Source organism: uncultured Shewanella sp. (assembly GCF_947491715.1).
Taxonomy (GTDB): Bacteria; Pseudomonadota; Gammaproteobacteria; order Enterobacterales; family Shewanellaceae; genus Shewanella.
Genome location: NZ_CANLKR010000001.1, coordinates 159,235 through 185,141 on the forward strand (window position 1 = coordinate 159,235; position 25,907 = coordinate 185,141).

Sequence of the window (25,907 nt, forward strand, 5' to 3'; positions counted from 1 at the left end):
GAGGATGTTGATGGCAATTGTGGGTTTAGGCACTGATGTTGTTGAAATCGAACGGATCCATAAGTTGGTGCTCAGTTCACCGTTAAAGCTTGCAAAAAGAGTATTAACTTCGAGTGAACTTGAGCAGTTTCAATCAGTTAATCAACCATCACGTTATTTAGCAAAACGTTTTGCGGCTAAAGAAGCTGCTGCTAAAGCGCTAGGGACTGGGATCGGACGTGGTGTTTCTTTTCAACATATTGAAATTAAAAATGATGACTATGGCGCACCGCATATCTCTTTTAGTCAAGGTGCAGCAGATAGACTCGCTTGGCTGAAGGGGACTTCTGCTCACGTGACCATTGCTGATGAGTTACATTATGCCGTTGCAACCGTGATTATAGAATCCTAATTCCAGTGAAGCAGTATGGGAAAAGCCCACAATGAGATAATCATGGTGGGCTTTTTTTATGGAAGATAGCCAGTTAATAAATGACCGTCTTTACTGGTATTTCCATCTATTTTTAGTATATTAGAGTAATATGTGTTAAAAATTATTTTGAAAGGATGCCAATTAATGAGAAATGCTGTAGAGCGATTATCCACGTACAAGAGTGTTCATTTAAACACTAACAATGTGAAGACACACTTTATTGGTGTACCTCTGATTGTCCTATCAGTGTTTATTTTATTAGCGTTAACACCCGTTGCAATACTGTTTGGTGATTATCGGTTAGCAATCGATAAACTGGCTGTGATTGGTCTATCAATTTATTATCTAATGTTAAATATTCGTTTGGCCTTGGGTTTGATTGTTGTCATGCTTATTACACTATTTCTTGCCAATATCATTGCTGATTGGAGTGGGGCTTTGTGGTTGGCCATTGGGGTATTTGTCATAGGCTGGGTTATTCAATTTATAGGGCATTATTTTGAAAAAGCAAAACCGGCTTTTATTGACGATTTAGATCAGTTATTAATCGGTCCTTTGTTTTTAATGGCCGAAATGTATTTTCATTTTGGTTGGCTATCGTCGTTAAAAGAAAAAATAACACCCATTGCAATGGAAAAACGACAACAAATGGATACAAAGCAGTGATCGTTAATTTTACGACTATGTAGCAGTTAAGATGAAAAATCATTATGTTTTCATGATTTTTTTAACGTAAAAGAGGGCGCTTTTAGTATTTTTTCATCATTTTTTATTGGGGTTAGCGTTTTCATTTTTATGTCGTTAACATGCAGAGAATTAACGTGTTAATGATATAAAGGTTAGAGTGATGAGCATAGAGAGAATACACACAAAAACAAGAATGAGTCGTATTGTAAAACATAATGGTGTTATCTACTTGTGTGGCCAGGTTTGTGAAGATGCGACTCAAAATATCACAGTGCAAACACAAACCATGTTGGCTAAAGTGGATGATTTATTAACAGAAGCGGGGAGTGATAAAGCGCATATCTTGTCAGCTACAATTTACATCAAAGACATGCAATATTTCAGCGAAATGAATGCAGTTTGGGATGCTTGGGTACCAGAAGGGCATGCGCCAGCTAGAGCGTGCGTGGAAGCGAAAATGGCAAGAGATGCATTATTGGTTGAGATTTCTGTTATTGCTGCGCAGAAGCTGTAAGTCACTGAGTCTATGAGAGTGCTTCCGTGCTCTCATTTATTCCTTTTATTCCGTTATGATTAAATATCCCCTGCTTAACCCTTCATTGAGATCGGCATTACTCACAATAGCTTGATACAAGTCACTGGTTTTTACCCAAATGGCGGGATATTTGAAGCGAGATACATCCAGCAATAAGAAGCGATCGCTTTTACTGTCATATGCTGCTAAAGGAGAAAAATGACCAGATCCTATTTGGTTTAACGCTTGTCTATGATAATTCACAATAATAAATTGAGTATCAGAGCTGACTGCTTTTATGGCATCTTGGCGAAATTGGTTTTCATTGATTTGCGTTCCACGATGAAGGTTAACTTTCAGTTTAAATGTCTTGATAGCATCTGATAATTCATCGATTGTCATTCCTCCCATACCGACTTTTGCGGGTGTTGTAATATCCAGAACTTCTGCTGTGAAAAAATTGTCTTGTTCAAATATTTGGTAGGGGGCTAATAATAGAGAAGTAGGACGCGGAAGGTTTGATGCATTTAATATCATAGATGCACTGGTAGGTCCACAGTAGGTTAATGTTTGTTGGGTGGTGAAGTAGGGCATAAGGTTGAAAATATCGTTTTTATGTTGGCTACGTTGTAAAAGGATTTTCCCTTCTGCAGAGTTAAAGGGGACGAGGCTATCATCTAGGGTTAAATCGGGTGGTGTGGCAGCTTGCAATGACAGAGAAAGTAGTGATAAACAAATTAATAGGAGGTATTTTAAACGCATGATGAACCTTATTGTTAAGTAAAAGCTAATTTAATTGGCCGACCATAGTAGTCTGTAGATAGCTTGGGTATTAGACTTTTGTCTATAGTTTTGGCTGGTGATTATTGATATATGCTGAGTTTCAACATTTTCTATTTGGTGATATTAAAGCGTTAATGCTATACAGAATATTTACTTTTTTATTTATTGATTACAAAGGTTAATTTATTTTTCGGTTGTCATTTGTTTTTATATATGTATTTTTGTTGGTTCTTTGGTGTCAACTTTGAGATGTTTTTGATTTTATAAAAGAGAGGCGTCATATTATTTGTTCGTTATGTGTTTTTGTCATATGTATTTTTTATGTATTAAATTTGGGGTTGGGTTAATAGAGAGTATCACTTTTCTCACCTATACTTAAAAATGAGGGTTCTTCTTGGGGGAGAGAATGTCTTTAACCTATAAAATCATTTTATATCCATTGTTGTTAATGATGTTGCAATTGAGCAGTTTTTTACTACAGGCAAAAGGTTGTCAATTACCTAACAGCATGAATGGATTAACCCTTATGATGCCTATCAGTGAAAAGTTTAGCTACAGCCGAACCGCTGGAAATGATATGATTGAAATGACATTTAAGCAGAAGAGTTATTACGGTTCTGGTTATAAAGTGAGCTACGGCTTTATTGGCAAATATAGTTACCGTAAACTCGCTCAGAATGTGGCTCAAATCAGAATGCGAGAAACATTTGCCGCTAAGGTACTGCAATATAATCTTTATTTAGTGTGTGAGAATGATCTTGAAGGCTATTATATTTATGCGCCTATTTCAGTAGAAACCGATCCGCAAATAGGCATTATGATAGAGCGTTATATTATTAAATAGTATTGATGGTATCAAATACTTTTTCTAACAGCTGTTGTCTATTGTTTCTGGTAGAGAGAATGAAGGGTAAATCTAGGCTGTGGTTCTGGTTGATTGATGAGAAAAAACACCGTATGGCTTAATTTCATCTACACTTTCTTAGAGTCTTGAAATGCTTTATTGATAAGGATAAAACATGAAGCTATTGTTTAGCTTATTTTTATTTTTCCATATAGGTCAATCGGTTGCTGATTCTTGTGCCATACCAGAAAGCTTGGCTGGTTTGACTCTTTTGATCCGCGTAAATGGCAATTATTCGCCAGAAAACCCAATGGCAGGGACGTTACAGGAAATGACATTTAGCCGTTTGAATTTTAAAAGCACAATAATGAATACCCGCGAGAGTGTTGAGGGGGCATATCGCTATAAACGTTTAGATACTAATATAGGTCAACTGAGTGTTCGGGAGGGAGCTGACGATGCGCCGTCCTTATATACAGAGACCTTTGTTTGTGAAACGAATACGACGGGGTATTTTATTTTTAGTCAAACTCAAGGAACGATTAAACCTGATGTTCGCCAAAACACAGGGATTTATATTATTAGAAAATGATGATTTAGCCGGTCGATATTGAAAAATGGTGAGTTTTTATAAACTGAGGTGGGCTCGTTTAATGGCGTTAAAAAAAATAGTGTTAATTAGTCTTTGTTTGTTGCCTGGTATAGGGGTTGCCGATGAGTGTAAACTACCCGATAACTTAGACAAAAAACAGATTTTGTTGATGGTCAATGAAGTATACACACCGACTAATCCTAATGCTGGCGGCGTGATACAACTTAATTTAACGGGAAAGAAAATAGTATCAACAGAATTAATTAAAGGGATCACCAGTCAAGGTCATTACGAGTACCGTATTATTGCTCCTGAGGTTGCTTTGCTAGAAGTAAAGTTGACAGAGGGAGATGATAGATCCACTTTTCGGACAATATTCATGTGTGAAAATGATTACAGTGGCGCGTATATTTTTAGCCAATCTCAAGGAATGATTGAGCCAAGTAAAAGGCAAAATACGGGAAGTTATATTATTGAGTGATTTTACTTTTAACACTACCGTTTTGGTCTTTTATGCAGTTTTTATGTTGTAAATGATTTATCGTTTGGAGAGTTATGGCAAACTTTTTTGTTTATTATCGATATGCTAGTTAAGTTTATTTGGCTTATTATGCTTTTTGGGTTACTTAGTTCTACCTCTGTGGCTGATAGTGGGCAGATGTGTCATGTGCCTGATGCGTTAAATGGAAAAGATCTGATATTATCGGTGGATGAAGAATACTCTTTTAATAGTCCTGAGGTGATAGGTCTGATGCAGTACTCTTTTGATATAAATAGTTTTGTTAATTATATTATTCAAGATAATTATATTTTTCCTGGCAAGTACACTTACCAGCGTATTGATAGTGATTTAGGTCTTATCAGTGTCTTTGAGGTGATGGGGGATATGATCTCTAAATATCAGATATTATTAGTCTGTATTAGTGATATACAAGGATATTTTATTTATAGCTTAGAGTATGGTGAGAGAATGCCTAATGTGAAACACGATACAGGATTTTATATTTTGCGTGAGTGACAGGGTGCATGAAATTCTAGTCGGTCTATTAAGGATGAAAATGCGGATATTATTAGCTTTGGTGATCCTGTCTATGTTCTCAGCCCAGAGTATGGCGAGTAAGTGCCAGTTACCCACCAGTTTACAAGGGAAGACTTTACTTTTTAAAGTGAATGGCGTTTATACACCAGATAATGTGTTGGCTGACATGGTGATAGAATATGTATTTGAAGAAAAGACTTATCAGGTGACTATACTTAATACGAGGAAAAAAATGAATGGGGTTTATGATTACCGTCGATTAACCCCAATGTTAGCTCGCTTTAGTGTCTTTGAGGGAAGTGATGAAGTCGTGTCAATATATTCAGAGACATTAGTCTGTGAAACGAATACCACAGGTTTTGTGATTTTTAGTCAAACCAAAGGGTGGTATAAACCTGACATTAGACAAAATACGGGTGTATTTATTATCGATACTCAAAGTGAAAAGAGTGAATAAACTGATTTTAGCCATATTGATTGCTGTGAGTAGCTTCTTTGCAAAAGCTGAGAGCAAACAATGTCGTTTACCTGATAAATTATCAGGCTATACTTTATTTTTTGAGCTCAGTGGAATGGATTACAAGGTGGACCCGAACACTATGGCACTCAGAAAGTTATCATTTTCAAATAACATGATTGAGAATGAAAGCTTAACGACAGGTCAGTTGTTTAAGGCGTATTATGTTTATTCTACTTTTCCTCCTGATATAGCCTTTATTGAAGTTTATCGAACCTCTCGATTAGACACTTTATTATATCGAGATATTCTTGTTTGTGGGACGGATATTGTGGGCAAGTTAATTTATAGCCCAGAGGCAAGTGTCAAGGGATTCAATTTGTTTGAAAAGCCAGTAACAGGTAAGTATATTTTAAAGAAAACAATAGAGTTATTATGATTTTATTATTTTTAATAAACATGTAAAAGGTGAGTGAGTGAAGGCATTATTGTTTTGTCTATTTGTATTTTTGATGGGTTTATTTCAGGCCCAGGCAAATGATTGCAAGCTGCCTGAATCGTTTATGGGTATGACTATACTGTTTAATATCTCAGATCGGTATACACCTCATAATGAGATGGCTGGAATGTTACTTCAATCTAAATTCGATAACCTTACCTATGATATTGAAGTCTTAGATACTGGTGAACGCTTTTCTGGAAAGTATCAATATCAACGAATTAAGTCAAAAATTGCGCGTTTTACGGTTGCGGAGGGAACGGGGGACAGCTTAATACAGTATTCAAAAACATTAGTGTGCCAAACAGATAAAATGGGCTTTGTACTGTTTAAACTTCTTCAAGGATCTACACCATTGACTCCTGCTCATGACATTGGCATATATGTTATTCAATCCTCCTTGAAAGCTGAGTAACTATGGAGTGCTAAATGTATTTGATTAAACAAGTATTGAAACGATTCACTGTTACTACAATACTATTGATATTGAGTACAATAAGTGTGGCTGACGAGTGTCAATTACCTAAGGAATTGTTTGGCAAGGTAATGATTTTACATATATATGGCATTGCTTCACCGACAAACCCTTTGGCAAATCAAGTTGTTGAAATTTATTTTGATGAGCAAAGTTATCTGCTTAATAATTTACAAACAGGTGAAAAATTTATTGGAAAATATACTTATCGCCGTTTCGAACCTGACTTGGCTGAATTAAAAGTTGAAGAGCAAAAAGTGACTAATAATATGAATGAAACTGGTTATTACACAAATACATTTGTTTGTCAGACAGATGTGACGGGTTATTATATCTTTAGTGGCATAGAAAGTGGTATTCAACCTTCAATACGCCAAAATACTGGGCGTTATTTTTTTCAATAATAGAGAGAATATATAGCTTAGGGTAAGGAATTGTGGGCTGTAATTTAATGGGAGGGGCTGATGAGATTACAATTTCTATTGATTTGTTTGGTGGCTACCAGTTTAGAAGCAAAAGACTGCAGTTTACCTGATGTATTGACGAATAAACGGATAATATTAGTTATCGATTTATTTTATCAACCTTCCAATCCTAAAGCTGGAAATTTACATGAGCTAACATTATCTAAGGATAAAATTAATGATACAAACTTAAGTAATAAAGAAGCGAGCCATGGAAGTTATCAATATAACAGATTAAACCCAACTGTTGCGGTGCTGAGTTACCAATTGACACTAGGTAAAGAGTTAACAGAGTCAAAATTCGTTTTTGCTTGTGATTCAAACAGGACTGGGAAGTATATCTATAGTCAAATTCAAGGCTCTGTGAAACCCAATGTTCGTCAAAATACAGGGAGTTATATCATAACGAACATTGAAAAAACGGCTAAGAAGAGTCAATAGGTTTGATTGTTAAGTCTTTTTATAATGTTGTGGAATAACCCTGACGGTTCTAACACGATTATCTCCTATATCAACCACTTCAATAGGGTATCCTGCAATTCTCATGCTGGTATTTGGACTGGGAATTTCTTCCATGTACTCTACGACTAAACCGCTTAATGTTTTGGGGCCGTTAGTCGGAAAGTGCCAATTCATTTCTTTATTGAGCTCTCGAATATTAATTGTTGCCTCTATGAGATAACTGCCATCTTGTTGCTTTTTGATTTCTTCACTGGGTGCTGGCATCATTGAGGTGGTAAAATCTCCGACAATTTCTTCAAGGATATCTTCAAGGGTAACAAGGCCTTGAATATCACCATACTCATCGACAACCATACCAATTCTTTCTTTATTTTGTTGAAAATTCGCTAATTGCACGTTAAGGGGCGTCGTTTCAGGAATAAAATAGAGCTCTTTCACTGCTCTGAGCAGTGAGGACTTACTAAATTGTTCTTTTGCTTGTAATCGCAGAGCATCGCGAATATGTACAAAGCCCACTGCATCATCAATATTATCTCTATACAAAAGAATACGTGTATGTGGACTTTGAATGACTTGTTTGTTGATAAGCTTAAAGTCTGAATTGATATTGATGGCGTAGAGCTCAGCTCTTGGGATCATGATGTCTTCTACGGTGACTTTTTCAAGATCTAAGATAGACAATAACATCTCTTGATGTCGTTGTGGGATCAATGCTCCTGCTTCATGGACAACGGTGCGAAGTTCTTCTTGGCTTAAGGCATCACTACTTTGTTGGGTATGGATGCATAGCAACCGTAAAAAACCAGAGGTTATAAGGTTGACCACTTTGACGAGAGGCGAGAGTAGGGTTAATAGGAGTTTTATTATGATGCTCGAAGGAAAAGCGATGCGTTCAGGATGTAAGGCCGCAACCGTTTTAGGTGTAACTTCGGCAAAAACCAATACGACTAGCGTTAAGACGCCTGTGGCTATTGCAACGCCCATATCACCATATAAGCGTATGCCGATAATAGTCGCAATGGCTGAAGCAAGAATATTAACTAAGTTGTTACCAATTAGAATGAGCCCAATAAGTCTATCTGGACGTTCAAGCAACTTAATTGCTCGTAATGCGCCTTTATGGCCACTAGAGGCTAAATGACGAAGTCGATAACGATTTAACGTCATCATTGCTGTTTCTGTGCCAGAAAAGTAGGCTGACAGTATAATGAGCACTATGAGAATAATAAAAAGTGCACTGGTATGTATTGCGTCCAAAAAGGGCTCCGTTTAAGGGGTAATGAACAATCTAAATTTGATAATGTAATGGATTGTTATGCGTTTACTCTGTAACCAATGCTAATACTATCGACTAAGAGTGACGAAAATTAATCTTATTTTAAAATAAGCTCTTTGACAATACGAGCACCAAAATAGGCAAGCGATAATAAAGTGGCGCCTGAAAGCGTATAAATCACCGCTGTTCGTATTTTACATCCTACCCAGTATTGTTGAGCTAACATGGCAATATAGACGAGCCAAGCTAGCATAGATAATACGGTTTTGTGTCCTTTTCCGTCGGCAAACATATCATCTAAGAAAATAAAGCCAGTGGCTAATGCTAAGCTGAGTAAAATCACTCCAATAATGACTAAGTGATAAAGCTGTTTTTCTACTGTCATTAAAGGCGGAATAGAGGGGCTTAAAATGAGTTGTTTGCTTTTTAGTTTGTGTTGAATAAGGGCTAACTGAATAGCGTATAAAGCAGCAATCATTAATGCACTGTAAGCCATTAATGATAAAATAACATGGGCGAGGACTTCAGGATAAAGCTCAAAATGTATGATGAGTTTTGGCGGCAATAACCAGAGTAAGGCTACAGATAAAATAGAGCAGGCATAAACCACAGGTAATACCATGATCACTTTGACTCTAAATATGAGTAAAGTGAAACTAAAGGCGATAATCCAATTGACCAGAGAAATCACATTGGTCAGACTGAAATTTTGTCCATTACCTGTAAAAATGGCCTCAGCTAATGCCGCTGCGTGCAATCCGACGGCGATGGCGGCAAAAATGGCCACGACTTGACGATTAGGCCCTTCATTATGAAAAAGCTTACTTGCGATAAGGAGCAAAGCAAGAAAATAAAATAAGATGGCAGAAGCTGAAAAAATAATCATTAAGTATTAGCCTATGACTTTGTTGATATTAACGAACGATAACATCCAATAATGCGCATGTCTTTTAGTCTTTCTATTTCATGGAACGGTAATTGATTTTGAACGATTGCCACCCTATTACGACACCTCTCATTTTGTTTATGGCTAAGGATAACATGAGCGGGATACTGTTAGGCAATAATAAGCGTAAAATTGAATCGAACCTTGGTGTTAGTTCGCATTTTTGATAAATGATGTGCGCTCCTTTTTAGGATAATCAAAGTGAGCAGTAGCATAATATCTGGGCATCGCTATAATACTTACCTATCTATAGTAAAATGAAACGGTAAGAACTGGATAATGTTTGAGAACTTAACTGACAGATTGTCACGCACTCTGAAGAATATCAGTGGCCGTGGTCGCTTAACAGAAGACAATGTTAAGGATACACTTCGCGAAGTCCGCATGGCGTTGCTTGAGGCCGATGTTGCCCTGCCTGTGGTACGAGAGTTTGTTAATAGTGTTAAAGAGCGTGCTGTTGGACAAGAAGTCTCAAAAAGTTTAAGTCCAGGTCAGGCGTTCATTAAAATCGTTCAAAGTGAATTAGAAAATGCGATGGGTGAGGCGAATGAAGCCTTAGACTTATCGATGCAGCCTCCCGCTGTGATCATGATGGCAGGTCTTCAAGGTGCGGGTAAAACCACCAGTGTGGCCAAACTGTCAAAGTTCTTGCGTGAACGTGAGAAAAAATCCGTGTTGGTGGTCAGTGCCGATGTTTATCGCCCTGCAGCGATTAAACAACTTGAGACTTTAGCATCAGAAGTTGAAGTTGACTTTTTTCCATCGGATGTGAGTCAAAAACCGCTTGATATCGCAAATGCGGCGATTGCACATGCTAAGCTTAAATTTATCGATGTGGTGATCCTCGATACTGCTGGCCGTTTACATGTTGACGATGCCATGATGGATGAAATAAAAGATTTACATGCTGCGGTGAAACCTGTTGAAACCTTATTTGTTGTGGATGCCATGACAGGTCAAGATGCGGCCAATACAGCAAAAGCGTTCAATGAAGCATTACCGTTGACGGGCGTAGTGTTAACAAAGGTTGATGGTGATGCACGTGGCGGCGCCGCGTTGTCAATACGCCATATTACAGGGAAACCTATTAAATTTTTAGGTGTGGGTGAAAAAACCGATGCATTAGAAGCATTTCATCCCGATCGTATCGCATCACGTATTTTAGGTATGGGTGATGTGCTCTCGCTGATAGAAGATGTTGAGCGAGGCGTTGACCAAGATAAAGCGATGAAGCTCGCCGCGAAAGTGAAGAAAGGTGGCAACTTTGATTTAGAAGATTTTCGTGAGCAGCTCTCTCAAATGCAAAATATGGGCGGCATGATGAATATGATAGAAAAGCTGCCTGGTGTGGGACAATTACCACCAGATGCTTTAGCTCAAGTCCAAAATGGTAAAATGACAGGGCAAATGGAAGCAATCATTAACTCAATGACTGTTGCTGAGCGCCAGCGCCCTGATATCATTAAAGGATCGCGTAAGCGGAGAATTGCTGCGGGTTCCGGTACGCAAATTCAAGACGTGAATCGTTTATTGAAGCAGTTTTCGCAAATGCAAAAAATGATGAAGAAAATGTCTTCAAAAGGCGGCATGAAAAAAATGATGCGCGGTATGAGTGGCATGCTTCCACCTGGAATGAAGATGCCTGGACGCTAGCCGTTAATTAACACAGTCATTTTGTCTGATTGAAGACATTTGCTAGAAAGCACATCAAATCGATGTGCTTTTGTATTTTAGAATCAATTTGAAAAGAACTGATGTGAGCCTGTTATTGGATATCGGCGTAATATTCACGGTAAAAACGTCTAATTTTGTTGCATTCGCCGTGAAGTAAGGTAAAATCTTCCGGCTTTCTATCTGATACTCTTCGCGAACACGGAGGATCAGTTTTTATTTTTGCTTTTAAGAAGCAAATCATTAGAGGAATAAAACGCATGGTTACCATTCGTTTAGCTCGTGGCGGCGCAAAAAAGCGTCCATTTTATAATATCGTAGTTGCTGATAGCCGTAATGCTCGTGATGGTCGTTTCATCGAGCGTGTTGGCTTTTTTAACCCATTAGCACGTGGCCAAGAAGAAACATTACGTTTAGATCTTGACCGAGTTGAGCATTGGGTTGCTAACGGTGCTGGCACTTCAGACCGTGTAGCAAAATTGATCAAAGACGCACAAAAAGCTGCGGCTTAATGGCGTTAAGGTATAGATGATGAGCAGTAAACAAGAACCCGTTGTGTTAGGAAAGTTAGGTTCCTGTCACGGCATTAAAGGTTGGTTGAAGATCACTACCTATACCGATTCTGTTGAAGGTATTTTTGACTATTCACCTTGGTTGATTAAAGAGCAAGGAGAATGGCGCGAAGTGAAAGTCACTCAGTGGCGTTTTCAGGGAAAAGCGGTTATCGCTGAACTTGAAGGTGTGACTACGCGGGAACAAGCGCAAATACTCACCAATTGTGAGATTGCAGTGCCTGCTGAAGACATGTTGGATTTGCCTGTAGATGAATTCTACTGGCGCGATCTGATTGGTTGTGAAGTGATTAACACTAATGGTTATAACATGGGTAAAGTACAACAGATCGTGGAAACAGGATCGAATGATGTACTCCTTGTTAAAGCTAATGCGAAAGATGGCTTTGGCAAAGCGGAACGTATGATCCCCTTTGTCACCGAACAATTCATTCAATCAGTGGATATTTCGGCAAAACAGATTTTAGTGGATTGGGATCCGGACTTTTAAGTCGAGGTACAGCTGATGTGGTTAGGGGTAGTCACCCTGTTTCCGGAGATGTTTCGTGCCATCACCGATTTTGGAGTAACGGGTCGGGCCGTTAATAAGGGTCTTTTAGCGTTGCAAACGTGGAATCCAAGAGATTTCACCCATGATAAACATAATACTGTGGATGACAGACCTTATGGTGGTGGTCCTGGTATGTTAATGATGGTGCAACCTTTACGTGATGCTATCCATGCAGCAAAAGCTGCAGCAGGCGAAGATGCAAAAGTGATTTATTTATCACCTCAGGGACGCAAGCTCACACAGCAAGGCGTTGAGGCGTTAGCTAAGTCATCAAGTTTGGTATTAGTGTGCGGACGATATGAAGGTATTGATGAGCGCATTATACAAACGGAAGTGGATGAAGAGTGGTCGATTGGTGATTACGTGCTTTCGGGCGGTGAATTACCTGCGATGACACTGATTGATTCAGTATCGAGATTGGTGCCCGGTGTGCTGGGTAAGCAAGCTTCAGCAGAGCAAGATTCTTTCTCTGATGGTTTACTGGATTGTCCACATTACACGCGTCCCGAATGTTTGGATGGGCATGATGTACCAGCCGTTTTATTAAGCGGTAACCACGAACATATTAGACGCTGGCGTTTACAGCAAAGTCTGGGTAAGACTTTATTGAGACGACCAGAATTATTTGAAAATCTAGCTCTGACTGACGAACAAACCGAGTTATTAACAGAGTTTGTCGACACCATGAACAAGCATGGTTAGTTAGGTTCAGTTACACTAGAATGGAGTTTATTCATGAACAACATCATTAAAATGCTCAACGATGAGCAAATGAAAACTGACGTACCAGAATTTGGCGCAGGTGATACTGTCGTTGTTAAAGTACGTGTTAAAGAAGGCGGAAAAGAGCGTCTACAGGCTTTTGAAGGCGTTGTAATCGCAAAACGTAATCGTGGTCTGCATTCAGCATTCACAGTACGTAAAATCTCTAATGGCGAAGGTGTTGAGCGTGCATTCCAAACGCATAGCCCAATCATCGCAGGCATCGAAGTGAAGCGTCGCGGTCGTGTTCGTCGTGCTAAGCTTTACTATCTACGTGAGCGTTCAGGTAAGTCTGCACGGATCCGTGAGAAACTTTCTACCAAATAATTTTTTATTTGTTAGACAAAAAGATGCAGTGTTCGCACAAAAAACCGCCCTTGAGGCGGTTTTTTGTGTTTTAACGACATGAGAAACATTCGTTTAATGATAATACCAATTTAAGTCAATAAATGATCAATTCAGAGTCGCTCAGGTGTTTCAATTCAAGGCGCATTTATGCAGTAATGGTGATTCCCTTTTAAATGAATGCAACATAGAAGTGAAATGCCTGAGCGGCTCACTCAGTGCGGTTTTAAAAATACGTTATGCTACGTTATCTGTTTTCGATATAGAGTAACTATTAGCTTCAAACCGTTGCCTTGCCTACCGTATTTTTTATTCCCGCTGAATGAACACTTATTTTCTTAGATTGGTATAAGCCAATGTCTAATTTTAAAAGTTTGAGTTTGGCTTGTTTACACTGAACATGTAATGGTGTAATATTTCACCATTACATTATTGGTCGTATATTCAGCTTTAGGTGGAAACATGCAGCAAGACACTATCAACAATATTCATATTACCTCTGAAGAGGTGCTTATTAGCCCTAAAGCGCTGAAGCAGGCGTTGCCGCTTTCCGAGCATGCGAGTCAATTTGTGTTAAATGCACGTCAGACCGTTTCTGATATTGTGCATAAACGTGACAATAGAGTGCTCATAGTGACTGGCCCTTGTTCTATTCATGATTTGGATGCAGCTAAAGAGTATGCATTAAAGTTAAAGCAATTACATGACGAGCTGAGTGATGAGTTTTTCATTTTAATGCGTGTTTATTTTGAAAAACCGCGTACTACTGTGGGCTGGAAAGGCATGATCAACGACCCCGATATGGATGAATCATTCAATGTTGATAAAGGCTTACGTCAAGCAAGAGAGTTGATGATTTGGTTGGCAGAACTAGAACTGCCTGTTGCGACTGAAGCATTAGATCCTATTAGTCCTCAGTATATGTCTGAATTAGTCACATGGTCAGCGATTGGTGCACGTACAACAGAGTCGCAAACCCATAGAGAAATGGCTTCAGGATTGTCTATGCCTGTTGGGTTTAAAAATGGAACCGACGGTAAATTACAAGTAGCGATTAATGCATTGGAGTCGGCTGCGAGTGGTCACCGCTTTATGGGGATCAATCAACAAGGTCAAGTGGCGTTGCTTAAAACGGAGGGCAATCCAGATGGTCATGTTATTTTGCGGGGAGGCAAAAAACCTAATTATGATGCGCAAAGTGTTGCAGAGTGTGAAGAGCAATTACATGCTGCCAAGTTAAATGCAAGATTGGTGATTGATTGCAGTCATGGAAATTCTTCTAAAGATCATTCTAAGCAGCCTCAAGTGTGTAATGATGTTTTTGAGCAAATTCGCAATGGTAATAAATCCATCATTGGAGTGATGTTAGAAAGTCATTTAAATGAAGGAAATCAAAGCAGCAATAAACCAATGAGTGAACTTGCATATGGTGTGTCGGTAACCGATGCGTGTATAAATTGGCAAACAACAGAAACACTATTGAGAAATGGCGCTGAAAGTTTATCATCTACATTACCTCACCGTTTTGATAAATCCTGATTAAGGAATGGAAATAACACCCATGAATGAAAGAACAACAGCCGATCTTGAGAATTTAAGAGGGTTAATTGATGGTGTGGATCAGCAATTAATTCACTTATTGAGGAAACGTTTGGATTTGGTCGCTCAAGTCGGTGCGGTAAAGCACGGTGCTGGCTTGCCTATTTATGCGCCCCAACGAGAAGCTGCAATGCTGGCAAAGCGGCGTAAAGAGGCTGAAAATATGAATGTCTCTCCTCAATTAATTGAGGATATATTGCGGCGTTTAATGAGAGAGTCTTATCAAAATGAGAAGGATGTTGGCTTTAAGCAAGTCAAGCCGGATTTAGGCCATGTTGTGGTAGTGGGAGGCCAAGGTAAGTTAGGCAGCTTATTTTCACAAATGTTGACATTATCAGGCTATGAGGTGAAATCCTTAGATAAAGACGATTGGCATAAAGCAGAAAGTTTATTTGAGGGAGCAGGTTTAGTGATTGTGACAGTCCCCATTGAAATGACCTGTGATTTAATTGCGACTAAGCTGACTCAATTGCCTAAAGACTGTGTATTAGCTGATTTAACGTCGATAAAATCTAAGCCGATAGCGGCGATGCTTAATGCTCATGATGGACCTGTGATAGGTTTACATCCCATGTTTGGTCCAGATGTTGGCAGTTTAGCAAAACAAGTTGTGGTCGTGTGTCACGGAAGGCAACCTGAAGCGTATCAATGGTTACTGGAGCAAATGACGATTTGGGGCGCGAGGCTTGTTGAAGCAGAGCCTAAAGCCCATGATAAATCAATGCAATTAGTTCAAGCCATGCGTCATTTTTCTTCTTTTGTTTATGGGTTGAATCTTTGTAAAGAATCGGCTGATATTGAAACCTTATTACAATTTAGTTCTCCTATTTATCGGCTTGAATTAGCGATGGTGGGAAGGCTTTTTGCACAAAGTCCTGAGCTATACGCCGACATTATTTTTTCTCAGCCTGACAGTCTACAAGTGATCAGTGATTATTTGAAAAATTATACTCAAGCATTAGCCTTATTACAGCAAGGTGATAAAGAAGGCTTTATTGAGCAATTTAAAGGAGTGTCTACTTGGTTTGGCGATTTTGCTTCACAATTCCAAAAAGAAAGCCGTGCGATGTTGCAATCCGTTAATGACATGAAAAGTGATTAGACATTGCATTATTTACATAAAAAGAGAGGTTTCCTCTCTTTTTTGTATTGTTGATTTGTTTTCGATCCTTTTGTTACATTCTCAAAGTTGCAGAAAAGCCTGATAGACAGTAAAGTTAACATTAGGATACGAATGGATTTGCTCCTAACCAGTCTTTCCTTTATGGAGTAAATTTATGACTTTAATCACTTCACCGTCAAACTTACCTTCTGAGACTTTACAGGAGGATACAAGTTTAGGTCATTTTTTGTATGGGCTCTTAGCTGCTTTTCCGCTATTGTTATTACCTTCATTATTGAGCTTGCTGATTAATATGTTACAGCGTGAAGCGAATTTAGGTGAAGTGTTAAAATCCCATTTAGGGTGGCAACGCCGTTCAATGTTTGGTTTGTTAGCCGTGTTGTTATTAGGCTATAGCTTGGAGACCTTATGGGCAAGTATTGCTCTCTATTTATTGGGAACCCTGTGGTTTACTGCGCGTCTTTTTAAAGGGTGGCTGAGCTTACTTGAAGGCAGATCAATATAGTCTTAATTTACGTGAAGTAACACATTTCCAACCCAATTAAAATGCCGCACAATGCGGCATTTTAATTGGGTTATCGTGCCACTATTAATGGTATAGCGAGTGTAGAATATGACTTAATTGATTGACTGTATCATCCGTTATAGCCTGTGTGGAGAGAGGTAAATGAAGTAGCATACCGTCAGCATGTAGGCTTTTTATGGCGGGTAAGTAGGTGCTTACTTGTGTTAATTCAATCGCATAACTTGGGTTGCAGATGACGGGTAAATGAGTGGTATCTTTTAAAAACACTAATCCAGCTAAATCTAATGAAATATGCTCACTGCCATTCATTTTAATTCCTGATTCGCATAATATCACCTGCTGATTTCCTTGGCTTAACACAGTATTGCTTGCTGATAGTAATGCTTCAACACTGGCCATAGGATTACGTTCAATAATAATGGGTAAGAGTAAGGTGCCCAGTTGTGTTAACAATGCTTGGTTGTACATCTGAGCGCTGTCAAGCAATAAAATATCAGCATGATGCGTTGCCAACGTGAGATCCGATCCATGTTCGATGACGATAATACAAGCTAAATTAAAATGGGCTAATGTTTTTTTAAATTGTATGAGGGTAGACTCTACATTTTGCTGTAGGTGTAATCCTCTGAGCTGTATCGCTTGAAAGCCTAATTCTTTGAATGTTTTAACTTGTTGCTCAAATATATTTTTTTCAATTGGAAGCTGTATTTCAATGATAGCGCCAGGTTGCTTGGGATTAAATTCCAGTTGTTCGCATTTTATTTGAGTCGGGCTCGTTTTATAAGTTTTACTATACCGTTGTGGTTGAGTCTGTTCAGTATTGTTGTCTGTTTTCTTTGAACTGCTGTCTAACATTAGCTGCTGATGCGCTAAGTGAGTAGGGTTGACCGATTCACTGGGGTAGCAGCCGAGCACTTTGATAAAACGTGTTATTTTTTCGAGCTCTTTCAATGCTGTTTTCATTGCACTTGAAGACAGGTTTGCCTCAATATCGAGGTAAAACATCTCTTCCCAAGGGGTGCCAGCAATAGGCCTTGACTCGAGTTTGCTCATATTTAAGTCATGCTTCTTGAGTACGGATAGGGCATCTACGAGTGCGCCAGGTTTCTGTCCTGTTGCCATGATAAGGGTTGATTTAGCGGGTAACTGCTCAGGTACATCAACGGCCTTTTGCGCAACAACAATAAACCGACTTTGATTAATTTTTTGGTTAGCGAGACCTTTTTCAATGGCCTCAAGTTGATATAAGGCGCCACCTTCAGCACTTCCAATGGCGGCGACATTAGGGCTGGGACTTTGTTTTACTTTTTCCATGGCTTCTGCGCTACTTGAGCAATATTCTAATTTAAACTCACCATGCATGCCCAAATATCGGCTACATTGACTGATAGGTTGAGGGTGAGCATAAAGGGTTTTAATATGATTGATGTTGCTTCCTGATTGCGCCAGTAGACAATGCTCAACTTCAATGGTGGTTTCACCGACAATGGCAAGACAGGTGTGTTGCAAGACATCGTAAACCTCATTAATGGAGCCAGAGGAAGTATTTTCTATGGGAAGGAAGCCATAATCGGCTTGACCTGATTCTACTGCTTGAATGATAGAGTCAAAACTATGGCAACCTAATTCTTGCATATCCACTTGTCTGCGAGCGCAGTAGCGGGTTGCTGCGAGATAAGAATAGGAACCTTTAGCGCCTAAGTAAGCAGCAATATATTGCGGTTTTTGTGTTTCAGGGTTGGCTCGTCCATGTAGAAAAGCTTGTTGATTAAGTACTGAGTCCTCAATGATACTTTGATAAAGAGAAATGATGTAATGGGCATCGAGTCCTTTATCACGGCCTTGCTTAACTAATCGGGCTAAGAGATCTTTTTCACGTTCAGTATCGCGAATGGGGCGAATATCGACTTCTTTGCTACGGGCGACATCTAAACTTAATTCACGCCGTTTCGCCAATAAAGTGAGTAATTCATTATCCAGTGCAGTTATTTGCTCTCGAGTATGGTTTAAAGGGATTGTTTTACTCATTTAGGCCTCTACATCTTTATTTTATACAGTAATTAGAAACAAAAAAGCCTCCGTTTTAGGAGGCTTTGGAATTTTCACTTTCGTTTATACACAGAAAATCCGCCTCCATAAGGGGGAGGTGTAAAAAAGAAAGTAAACAGACCGTGGAAACATATTTTCATTGTTTAAAAGTAATCGGCTATAAGGTGAGTGTCAATGAAAAAGTTAGATAGCCGTTTTTTTTATCCATTGAACGTAAAAAGCGCATCGGAAGATGCGCTTTTACGTAAATAAAATGTAATCAAGCTGCGTATTCCTCCTCATCATCGTAGACAAAATCATTGTCTCGAGCATCATCTTCTAAAGTAAGTGTGGCTCGGCGCTGACTTTCGGGTTTATGGACTTGGCGATTAAGTTGTTTTTCCAGTTTTTGCCCCATAGCGTTAATGGCTGCATAAAGGTCTTCATTTTTCGCCTGCGCAAAGAGTGTTGCATTCGGAATGCCAACAGAAGCTTCAATTTTAAAGGTTTGCTTCTCCTGTACAATGATGACATGTGGATTAAGGAACTGAACATCATGCCTTGAAAGCTTCGCAATTCTGCTTTCAATACGTTCACGGATAGAGTCAGTTACGTCAAATTGCTTACTTGTAATCTTTATCATATGTCGAACCTTCTGTTGTTTCCTTGAATTCAGATTACCAATCTCTGTAGGAAAAGTCGTGATTTAAATCACATTTTTTTCGCCTTTTTTAATTGTTCGCGTTTTATTTGATCACTTAGACAAAAATTAAAAATAATCATGCAGATCATCTTGAAACTTAATTTAAACCCGTGCATATTTGATGGGATAACTTCACATTCAGAGTGGCTATTCAGTTTAATTTTTTGTATGTTCACTTCATTTCTTGTACCTAGGTACTCCTTTCAAGCTGCGTATTTCACTGTTTAAGAGTAAAGCATTATGGATAACATTAAATTGAATATTCGAGTATGGGATTTGCCGATTCGTTTTTTCCATTGGTCCATGGTGGGCTTACTTGGAGGGTTGTGGTGGACAGCGTCAATGGGAGAAATGCAATGGCACCAAGTATTGGGGTTTGTATTATTAGATTTGATTGTGTGCCGGTTGATATGGGGATGGATTGGGAGTGACACTGCGCGCTTTTCTTTTTTTCTTGTGTCACCTAAAAAAGTTTTACAGTATTTAGAGGCTAAAAATAGAGTAGAACCTGCTTTAGGCCATAACCCAATGGGGGGGTATATGGTGATATTTCTCTTGTTATTGTTGAGTGTGCAATTAATGAGCGGTTTGTTTGCAACCGATGATATCTTTACAGAAGGACCGCTTTTTCATCATGTCAGCCCAGATACTGCAGCTTGGCTCACTTGGTTACATAAAAATACGTTTAATGTCATATTAGCTTTTGCCGGAATGCACATTCTTGCCGTGTTAGTGCACTTGTTCAAAGGTGATAATTTGATTACTGCCATGGTGACCGGCAAAAAAAGAGTGGTTAATAATAAAGGCCATCAACTCAAGTTTACTCATGCTTGTGTCGCTCTGGGGCTTTTTTTGGTCATTGGTGCGGCGATATTTTATTTTTGGGGACGACCTGTTTTATCAATGCTTTAAATATTAATAATGATAAGGGCTATTGTGCAGCCCATATCATTTTTACCATCATGTGGAAATACCCTAAATGATTTAAGCGGTATTAATCTTTCTTATAATCATCATGGCAAGATTTACAGCTTTTTCCTGTTTCCATAAAGGCTTTTTGTACGGTTTTTTTATCTCCACTTTTGGCTGCAACCACGAGCAGATTGGCACTTTTTTGTAGTGTTTGCATTTTTTCATTGAATTGGGCTTTTTCGGTCCAAATTTTATCGAGGGCGTCACGTTGATCTAAGCCTTCTGCTTGTATAAAACCTTCTAGAGGCAGCTTAGATAACGCAGCAACATTTTCAGCTCTGATGATAACAGAGGCTGGGTTGTAAGGTTTCTTCCCTTTTAACATGGCACCAATATCGCCGAAGTTATAAGCCATTAAGCTAAAAGCTGATTGCCTGTATTTGACGGCAGATTCGGGCTTCTTAAAGTTATTACTAGGGGTTGTTTCTGCGGCGTTAATGGCCAAGGTCGTGCAGGTAAAAAAAGCCAGTAGGCTTAATGTTATTTTATTTTTCATCATGCTTGCTCACAGTTGTTATATTGTTTTTGTTAAGGCTATTGTGCCTATATTGTTACACTTAACACCATTTAATTGAAACTTCTTTTTAATTACCCGTCAATATTGAAAGGGATAGGTGAATAGAATAATAGAGTATTGAATAATAATTTTGTTACAATAAGACTTAATTGTTAGGGTTGGGGGACACAGGGGTAAACATGCGAGCAGAATGGGATTTAGTATTAGAAAAAGTCATTTCTCATCATGATTATAATGGGTTGATTGATTTATTTGAATTGCTATTGACGGAAGATGAACGCAGCGCAATAGCCAGTAGATTAAAGGTATTTCAGACGTTGTTAGATGGGGAAATGAGTCAAAGGCAGATTGCTCATGAGTATCAAATTAGTATCGCAACCATCACTCGATGCTCAAATTATTTAAAGCATATGTCTACTGAAAAGAAAAATAAAATTAAGTCACTAATTTTATGACACTTGTTAGGTAGATCAGACAGCCTCAATATTAATAAGTATTGAGGCTGTCAAGTCTTTAATTAGTCACCGTCGCAGCAGTCATCTTTATGTTCGTGTTACTCTGAAGCAGAATGACTGTCGCACTGGCCAGATGCATGCACGTGGCCATGGGCAAGTTCTTCTTCAGTGGCTTCACGGACATCAATAACTTCAACATTAAAATGCAGTCTTTGTCCCGCTAAAGGGTGATTACCGTCAACAACAGCCACATCATCCTTCACGTCTACGACTTGAACGGGGCGTTGTCCCATTTCCGTTTCCGCGATAAAACGCATGCCTGGTACGATATCTTCTACATCACCAAATGCGTCAAGTGGCACTTCTTGGCGTAATCCATCATGGTATTCACCATAACCGTCTTTCGCTTCGATACTGGCTGCAATTTTGTCGCCAACGGTCTTACCTTCAAGTTCAGCTTCAAGGCCAGGGATCATGTTTTGTGCGCCGTGTAAATAGAGCATTGGTTCACTGTCAAACGAACTCTCAACAATACGGTTTTCATCATCTTTTAGTTGGTAATGGATAGTAACAGCGCACGCTTGGCTAATGTTCATGGTAAAGCTCCAATAATTGAATGGCGGGTATTTTAACTGGATTTTACATAAGATGCGATAACGGGCTAGCATAACCTTGGCGAGAGTGAAGCCACAAAAATTGAAGTGAGTGCATAGTCATGCAGTTGTCGCCATGTTGTTTGTGTCAATCTTACATGCCGAAAAGTCATGCCAAACGTATCACTAAGCTATACGACTACTGATTAAAGCAACGCTTTATTGGACAAGATTTTAAATTATAACACTTGTATAACAGTTATTTAAACAAGATGATTCCATTAATAAACATGGTTTCTATTTTGTCATTGACCTGATGAAGGTAAATATCCAAGCTATTTAACTGTTAAATACAAAAAGTGGGTAGTTCATTAAAATTATTCATAAAAAGGGGCTTGACAGAGGGCGTGTAAAAAGCAATTCTGTAGGCACAAATTTACGAATGTTCAAATTGACCTTTATTTATGATGCTTAGCCATGCTGTTGTAACGACTATTATTACGACCACCACGATTATTATCGTGGGGACAGGCTGAGCGTATCTAATATAAGATTAAACATTAAGCCTGCTTCCCATAAAGAAGCAGGCTTTTTTGTTTCTTAATCGGGGTGGGCACAGGAGAAAGTATGAAAGTCATGAAGTTTGGTGGTACCTCACTTGCCAATTGGCAGCGATTTCAATCAGCGGCTGCCATTGTGGCAAAGTCGGCCAATGAAGAATCGATTGCTGTTGTCCTATCTGCGCCTGCAACGATTACCAATAGTTTATTGGAGGTGGTGGATGTTGCCACTGATGATGGACAATTTGAATCGGTTTTATCCAGAATTGAGCAAGTGTTTACTGAGCTTTATGGACAAGCAGCCCAGGCGTTACTCTCAAGCAATCAAAGTCAGCACTTACAAAATTGTTTGAATAAACAATTGGCTTTTTGGCGCAATAAATTACAAGGTATTACGCTGCTTGGTGTTTGCCCTGATAGTGTAAAAGCAGACATTATTATCGGTGGAGAAAAACTGTCTGCGGCATTAATGGAGCAATTGATTAATGTGATGGGTCACAGTGCTGCGCAGCTCAATCCTCAGGCACTGTTACTCGCTGAGGGCGCAAGACTGGAATCGGCTGTCGATATCGAGGCCAGTAAAGTTAAGTTTAATGCTATTAATCTAGATGAGCACAGAGTGTGGGTGATGCCCGGCTTTAGTGCCGGTAGGGAAGATGGTTCGGTAGTCACTTTAGGACGTAATGGGTCTGATTATTCTGCGGCAGTATTAGCGGCCTGTATCGATGCCAGTTGCTGTGAAATTTGGACGGATGTTGATGGTATTTATAATACCGATCCTCGTGTGGTTTCAGATGCGAAATTACTGGCACAAATGAGTTACCAAGAAGCTATGGAAGTGTCTTATTTTGGCGCCAAAGTACTACACCCTAAAACGGTTGCTCCCATCGCTCAGTACCATATTCCTTGCTATATTCGTAATAGCTTTAATCCTGATGCAGTCGGTACCTTAGTGTCTAATGCACAAGATGAATCGGGATTAAGTGTGAAAGCCATTTCTAATCTCGATGAGCAGACCATGTTTGATGTCTCTGGGCCGGGTATGAAAGGCATGGTGGGCATGGCGAGCCGGACGTTAGGTGCCATTTCGAGAAGTGGCGTGTCAGTATCGCTTATTACGCAAAGTTCATCAGAATACAGTATTAGTTTTTGTGTGAATACATCGGACGCAGCAAATGCTAAACAGGCGTTAGAGCAAGAGTTTGAGCTGGAATTGCAAAGTGAGCTATTAGAGCCATTAGAAATACGCCATAACTTAGCAATCGTGTCCTTGATTGGTGATGGAATGCGGACAAACAAAGGGATCACGGCCACCTTTTCTCAAGCATTAGCGCAAGCAACGGTGAATATTATTGCCATTGCACAAGGTTCATCAGAGCGTTCCATCTCTGCCGTTGTCGAGCAGCGTAAAATTAAAAATGCGATTTCAGCTTGCCATCAAAGCTTTTTCGATGTGCAACACTACCTCGATGTTTTTCTTGTGGGTTGCGGCAATGTTGGCGCGGGATTACTTGATCAAATTGCCAGTCAAGCAGACATGCTCAAAGAGCAACATATTAGCATCCGTGTGTGTGGCATTGTGAATTCAAGTAAAATGTTATTGAATGCGCAAGGAATTGATTTGGCGACATGGTCGTCTTTGTTGAATGAATCAACTCAACACAGTGATCTTGACTTTATGTTACGTTGGGCCAAAGAGCAGCAATTGCTTAACCCTGTGCTAGTTGACTGCACCTCAAGTGATTTCGTGTCAAATAAATACCTTGATGTGATGAATGCAGGTTTGCATGTTGTGACGCCGAATAAGAAAGCCAATACGCGTGATATGGCTTATTATCAGGCGTTGCGTCAAACAGCCTTAAAGCAACGTCGCCAATTCTTATATGAAACAACCGTGGGCGCGGGATTACCTGTCATTGATAACTTGAAAAAATTATTATGTGCTGGTGATAAGCTATTGAGCTTTAGTGGTATTTTATCGGGAAGCTTATCTTATATTTTCGGCATGTTAGATGAAGGCATGAGTTTGTCAGAGGCAACACGTATAGCCAGAGAAAAATGCTTTACCGAACCCGATCCCAGAGATGATCTCAGTGGTATGGACGTGGCACGTAAGGTGCTTATTTTAGCGCGTGAAGTTGGACTAGACTTAGAGCTGAGTGACATCGAAGTCGAGTCAGTTTTACCGCCTCATTTTGATGCTTCCGGTGATGTTGAAACGTTTATGACGAACTTAACGACATTGGATGAAGCCGTCGCAGCTCAAGTGAATAATGCTAAGGCTGAAGGCCGCTTATTACGTTATGTGGGACAAATCGATGAGCAAGGTTGCCGTGTTAAAATCGTTGAGGTTGATGCCACACATCCCCTTTATAGTGTGAAAGGTGGCGAAAATGCACTTGCCTTTAATAGCCGATATTATCAGCCAATTCCCTTCGTATTGAGAGGGTATGGTGCTGGCACTGAGGTGACCGCTGCTGGGGCTTTTGCGGATGTCTTGAGAACATTAAATTGGACCCGAGAGGTAACAGCATGAGTGTGAAAGTCTATGCGCCTGCATCGATAGCCAATATTAGTGTTGGCTTTGATACTTTGGGTGCTGCATTGGCACCAGTTGATGGGACTTTATTGGGCGATACGGTTTCTATTGAGCCTGCAGAAAAAGGAGTGGTATTAGCCGTTAAAGGGCCTTGGGCTTATAAATTACCCATAGATCCTAAAGAGAATATTGTTTATCAATGTGCTGAATTCTTTATTGATCAGTTAACGGATAAAAGTGCCTCTACGAGGGGGGTAAAGTTAACATTAGAGAAAAATTTACCAGTAGGCAGTGGGTTAGGTTCAAGCGCGAGCTCTGTTGTTGCTGCACTTTATGCATTAAATGAATATTTTAATGTGCCCTTTACAGCTGCTGATTTGTTGTTAGTTATGGGAAAGTTTGAAGGGCAGATCAGTGGCTCTGTACATTATGATAATGTTGCACCTTGTTATTTAGGGAAGATGCAACTGATTTTAAATGGAAAGGATCAAGTATGCGATGCTATTCCAAGCTTTAATAAATGGTATTGGGTTATGTCATATTCAGGTGTGTCTTTATCGACGGCTAAAATGAGACAGCTTTTACCTCATCAATATGACAAATCAACGGCTATTGAGTTTGGTCGCCATTTAAGTACATTTGTGCATGCCTCTTATAAACAGGATGAGGGACTCGCTCTTGAGGCCTTAAAAGATGTGCTTGCAGAGCCTTATCGAGCTACTGCAATTCCGGGTTATATTGATGCTAAAGCCGCATTAGGGCAAATGGGAATGTTAGCGACGGGAATATCGGGGAGCGGTCCGACGCTTTTTACTATTACTAATAGCTTAGAAAAAGCCGAGCAAGCTAAAGCTTGGTTGGATACGCATTACCTGAATGATGAAAACGGTTTTTCACATATTTGCCGAATTGATCCTCAAGGTGCAAGAAAAATTTAATCGT

Annotated in this window: 30 protein-coding genes, 1 pseudogene and 1 other annotated feature; of the genes and pseudogenes, 24 read left to right on the top strand and 7 right to left on the bottom strand. The window is 39.4% G+C overall.

Annotation, left to right across the window (positions count from 1 at the left end):
* Positions 1-10 precede the first annotated feature (10 nt).
* The 3 genes from acpS (at position 11) to Q0779_RS00670 (ending at position 1,613) form a co-directional block, all read left to right on the top strand.
* Positions 11-391, top strand: coding sequence for a holo-ACP synthase (acpS, locus tag Q0779_RS00660; RefSeq protein ID WP_298768445.1), 381 nt, complete (start codon positions 11-13; stop codon positions 389-391).
* A gap of 165 nt (positions 392-556) precedes the next feature.
* Complete coding sequence (locus tag Q0779_RS00665; RefSeq protein ID WP_298768446.1) at positions 557-1,078, top strand: DUF962 domain-containing protein; 522 nt, start codon at positions 557-559, stop codon at positions 1,076-1,078.
* A gap of 181 nt (positions 1,079-1,259) precedes the next feature.
* Positions 1,260-1,613, top strand: a complete 354-nt coding sequence (locus tag Q0779_RS00670; protein ID WP_298768448.1) for a RidA family protein — start codon at positions 1,260-1,262, stop codon at positions 1,611-1,613.
* Between the two features lie 45 nt (positions 1,614-1,658).
* Here Q0779_RS00670 and Q0779_RS00675 read toward each other — a convergent pair whose 3' ends face one another.
* Positions 1,659-2,375 (bottom strand): phytochelatin synthase family protein, encoded by a 717-nt coding sequence (locus Q0779_RS00675; RefSeq protein WP_298768450.1) that lies wholly within the window; start codon positions 2,373-2,375, stop codon positions 1,659-1,661.
* Between the two features lie 427 nt (positions 2,376-2,802).
* Here Q0779_RS00675 and Q0779_RS00680 point away from each other — a divergent pair, with 427 nt between their 5' ends.
* The 9 genes from Q0779_RS00680 to Q0779_RS00720 all read left to right on the top strand — a co-directional run bounded on the left by Q0779_RS00680 (position 2,803) and on the right by Q0779_RS00720 (position 7,207).
* The gene (locus tag Q0779_RS00680; RefSeq protein WP_298768452.1) at positions 2,803-3,240 is read left to right on the top strand and encodes a hypothetical protein; all 438 of its coding nucleotides are present in this window, start codon (positions 2,803-2,805) and stop codon (positions 3,238-3,240) included.
* Positions 3,241-3,415: 175 nt separating this feature from the next.
* Positions 3,416-3,832, top strand: a complete 417-nt coding sequence (locus Q0779_RS00685; protein ID WP_298768454.1) for a hypothetical protein — start codon at positions 3,416-3,418, stop codon at positions 3,830-3,832.
* A gap of 61 nt (positions 3,833-3,893) precedes the next feature.
* Positions 3,894-4,313 carry a hypothetical protein gene (locus tag Q0779_RS00690; protein ID WP_298768456.1) on the top strand — a complete coding sequence of 140 codons (420 nt, stop codon included), beginning with the start codon at positions 3,894-3,896 and terminating at the stop codon, positions 4,311-4,313.
* 87 nt (positions 4,314-4,400) lie between these two features.
* Complete coding sequence (locus Q0779_RS00695; RefSeq protein ID WP_298768457.1) at positions 4,401-4,850, top strand: hypothetical protein; 450 nt, start codon at positions 4,401-4,403, stop codon at positions 4,848-4,850.
* Positions 4,851-4,890: 40 nt separating this feature from the next.
* The gene (locus tag Q0779_RS00700; RefSeq protein ID WP_298768459.1) at positions 4,891-5,328 is read left to right on the top strand and encodes a hypothetical protein; all 438 of its coding nucleotides are present in this window, start codon (positions 4,891-4,893) and stop codon (positions 5,326-5,328) included.
* A complete protein-coding gene (locus tag Q0779_RS00705; protein ID WP_298768461.1) occupies positions 5,321-5,767 on the top strand; it encodes a hypothetical protein in 447 nt (148 codons plus the stop codon). Before Q0779_RS00700 ends, Q0779_RS00705 begins: the two co-directional genes overlap by 8 nt.
* Positions 5,768-5,804: 37 nt before the next feature.
* Positions 5,805-6,242, top strand: a complete 438-nt coding sequence (locus Q0779_RS00710) for a hypothetical protein (protein WP_298768463.1) — start codon at positions 5,805-5,807, stop codon at positions 6,240-6,242.
* A gap of 14 nt (positions 6,243-6,256) precedes the next feature.
* A complete protein-coding gene (locus Q0779_RS00715) occupies positions 6,257-6,706 on the top strand; it encodes a hypothetical protein (protein ID WP_298768466.1) in 450 nt (149 codons plus the stop codon).
* Between the two features lie 60 nt (positions 6,707-6,766).
* On the top strand, positions 6,767-7,207 hold the full coding sequence (locus tag Q0779_RS00720) for a hypothetical protein (RefSeq protein ID WP_298768469.1): 441 nt from the start codon (positions 6,767-6,769) through the stop codon (positions 7,205-7,207).
* Between the two features lie 9 nt (positions 7,208-7,216).
* On the opposite strand, the gene Q0779_RS00725 is transcribed toward Q0779_RS00720, so the two are convergent.
* Both Q0779_RS00725 and Q0779_RS00730 read right to left on the bottom strand, forming a co-directional pair.
* Positions 7,217-8,485 carry a CNNM domain-containing protein gene (locus Q0779_RS00725; RefSeq protein ID WP_298768471.1) on the bottom strand — a complete coding sequence of 423 codons (1,269 nt, stop codon included), beginning with the start codon at positions 8,483-8,485 and terminating at the stop codon, positions 7,217-7,219.
* Positions 8,486-8,601: 116 nt separating this feature from the next.
* On the bottom strand, positions 8,602-9,390 hold the full coding sequence (locus tag Q0779_RS00730) for an inner membrane protein YpjD (RefSeq protein ID WP_298768473.1): 789 nt from the start codon (positions 9,388-9,390) through the stop codon (positions 8,602-8,604).
* A 339-nt stretch (positions 9,391-9,729) separates the two neighbouring features.
* On the opposite strand from Q0779_RS00730, the gene ffh reads away from it, so the two are divergent.
* The 8 genes from ffh (at position 9,730) to Q0779_RS00770 (ending at position 16,577) form a co-directional block, all read left to right on the top strand.
* Positions 9,730-11,103: a signal recognition particle protein gene (ffh, locus tag Q0779_RS00735; protein ID WP_298768475.1), complete on the top strand. Its 1,374-nt coding sequence runs from the start codon at positions 9,730-9,732 to the stop codon at positions 11,101-11,103.
* A 278-nt stretch (positions 11,104-11,381) separates the two neighbouring features.
* The gene (rpsP, locus tag Q0779_RS00740; RefSeq protein ID WP_248938369.1) at positions 11,382-11,633 is read left to right on the top strand and encodes a 30S ribosomal protein S16; all 252 of its coding nucleotides are present in this window, start codon (positions 11,382-11,384) and stop codon (positions 11,631-11,633) included.
* Between the two features lie 19 nt (positions 11,634-11,652).
* Positions 11,653-12,183, top strand: a complete 531-nt coding sequence (gene rimM / locus Q0779_RS00745) for a ribosome maturation factor RimM (protein WP_298768483.1) — start codon at positions 11,653-11,655, stop codon at positions 12,181-12,183.
* A 15-nt stretch (positions 12,184-12,198) separates the two neighbouring features.
* Positions 12,199-12,945, top strand: a complete 747-nt coding sequence (trmD, locus tag Q0779_RS00750) for a tRNA (guanosine(37)-N1)-methyltransferase TrmD (RefSeq protein WP_298768485.1) — start codon at positions 12,199-12,201, stop codon at positions 12,943-12,945.
* A 33-nt stretch (positions 12,946-12,978) separates the two neighbouring features.
* Positions 12,979-13,332, top strand: a complete 354-nt coding sequence (rplS, locus tag Q0779_RS00755) for a 50S ribosomal protein L19 (protein ID WP_298768487.1) — start codon at positions 12,979-12,981, stop codon at positions 13,330-13,332.
* A gap of 480 nt (positions 13,333-13,812) precedes the next feature.
* On the top strand, positions 13,813-14,889 hold the full coding sequence (locus tag Q0779_RS00760) for a 3-deoxy-7-phosphoheptulonate synthase (RefSeq protein WP_298768489.1): 1,077 nt from the start codon (positions 13,813-13,815) through the stop codon (positions 14,887-14,889).
* Between the two features lie 22 nt (positions 14,890-14,911).
* Positions 14,912-16,051 carry a bifunctional chorismate mutase/prephenate dehydrogenase gene (gene tyrA, locus Q0779_RS00765; protein ID WP_298768491.1) on the top strand — a complete coding sequence of 380 codons (1,140 nt, stop codon included), beginning with the start codon at positions 14,912-14,914 and terminating at the stop codon, positions 16,049-16,051.
* Positions 16,052-16,226: 175 nt separating this feature from the next.
* A complete protein-coding gene (locus tag Q0779_RS00770; protein ID WP_298768493.1) occupies positions 16,227-16,577 on the top strand; it encodes a hypothetical protein in 351 nt (116 codons plus the stop codon).
* An 84-nt stretch (positions 16,578-16,661) separates the two neighbouring features.
* On the opposite strand, the gene Q0779_RS00775 is transcribed toward Q0779_RS00770, so the two are convergent.
* Positions 16,662-18,626, bottom strand: coding sequence for a chorismate mutase (locus tag Q0779_RS00775; protein WP_298768495.1), 1,965 nt, complete (start codon positions 18,624-18,626; stop codon positions 16,662-16,664).
* A 37-nt stretch (positions 18,627-18,663) separates the two neighbouring features.
* Positions 18,664-18,785, bottom strand: a sequence feature (Phe leader region).
* A 121-nt stretch (positions 18,786-18,906) separates the two neighbouring features.
* Positions 18,907-19,269 carry a ribosome-associated translation inhibitor RaiA gene (gene raiA, locus Q0779_RS00780; protein WP_298768497.1) on the bottom strand — a complete coding sequence of 121 codons (363 nt, stop codon included), beginning with the start codon at positions 19,267-19,269 and terminating at the stop codon, positions 18,907-18,909.
* 300 nt (positions 19,270-19,569) lie between these two features.
* Here raiA and Q0779_RS00785 point away from each other — a divergent pair, with 300 nt between their 5' ends.
* Positions 19,570-20,241 carry a cytochrome b/b6 domain-containing protein gene (locus tag Q0779_RS00785; RefSeq protein WP_298768499.1) on the top strand — a complete coding sequence of 224 codons (672 nt, stop codon included), beginning with the start codon at positions 19,570-19,572 and terminating at the stop codon, positions 20,239-20,241.
* 82 nt (positions 20,242-20,323) lie between these two features.
* On the opposite strand, the gene Q0779_RS00790 is transcribed toward Q0779_RS00785, so the two are convergent.
* The gene (locus Q0779_RS00790; RefSeq protein ID WP_298769227.1) at positions 20,324-20,797 is read right to left on the bottom strand and encodes a cytochrome c; all 474 of its coding nucleotides are present in this window, start codon (positions 20,795-20,797) and stop codon (positions 20,324-20,326) included.
* Between the two features lie 200 nt (positions 20,798-20,997).
* Between Q0779_RS00790 and trpR the strand changes: the two genes are divergently transcribed.
* On the top strand, positions 20,998-21,273 hold the full coding sequence (trpR, locus tag Q0779_RS00795; protein ID WP_298768501.1) for a trp operon repressor: 276 nt from the start codon (positions 20,998-21,000) through the stop codon (positions 21,271-21,273).
* A gap of 113 nt (positions 21,274-21,386) precedes the next feature.
* Here trpR and Q0779_RS00800 read toward each other — a convergent pair.
* Positions 21,387-21,869 (bottom strand): annotated as a pseudogene (locus Q0779_RS00800) (peptidylprolyl isomerase); the annotation flags it as partial.
* 624 nt (positions 21,870-22,493) lie between these two features.
* On the opposite strand from Q0779_RS00800, the gene thrA reads away from it, so the two are divergent.
* Positions 22,494-24,962: a bifunctional aspartate kinase/homoserine dehydrogenase I gene (thrA, locus tag Q0779_RS00805; RefSeq protein WP_298768503.1), complete on the top strand. Its 2,469-nt coding sequence runs from the start codon at positions 22,494-22,496 to the stop codon at positions 24,960-24,962.
* Positions 24,959-25,903 (top strand): homoserine kinase, encoded by a 945-nt coding sequence (thrB, locus tag Q0779_RS00810; protein ID WP_298768505.1) that lies wholly within the window; start codon positions 24,959-24,961, stop codon positions 25,901-25,903. Before thrA ends, thrB begins: the two co-directional genes overlap by 4 nt.
* Positions 25,904-25,907: the final 4 nt, after the last annotated feature.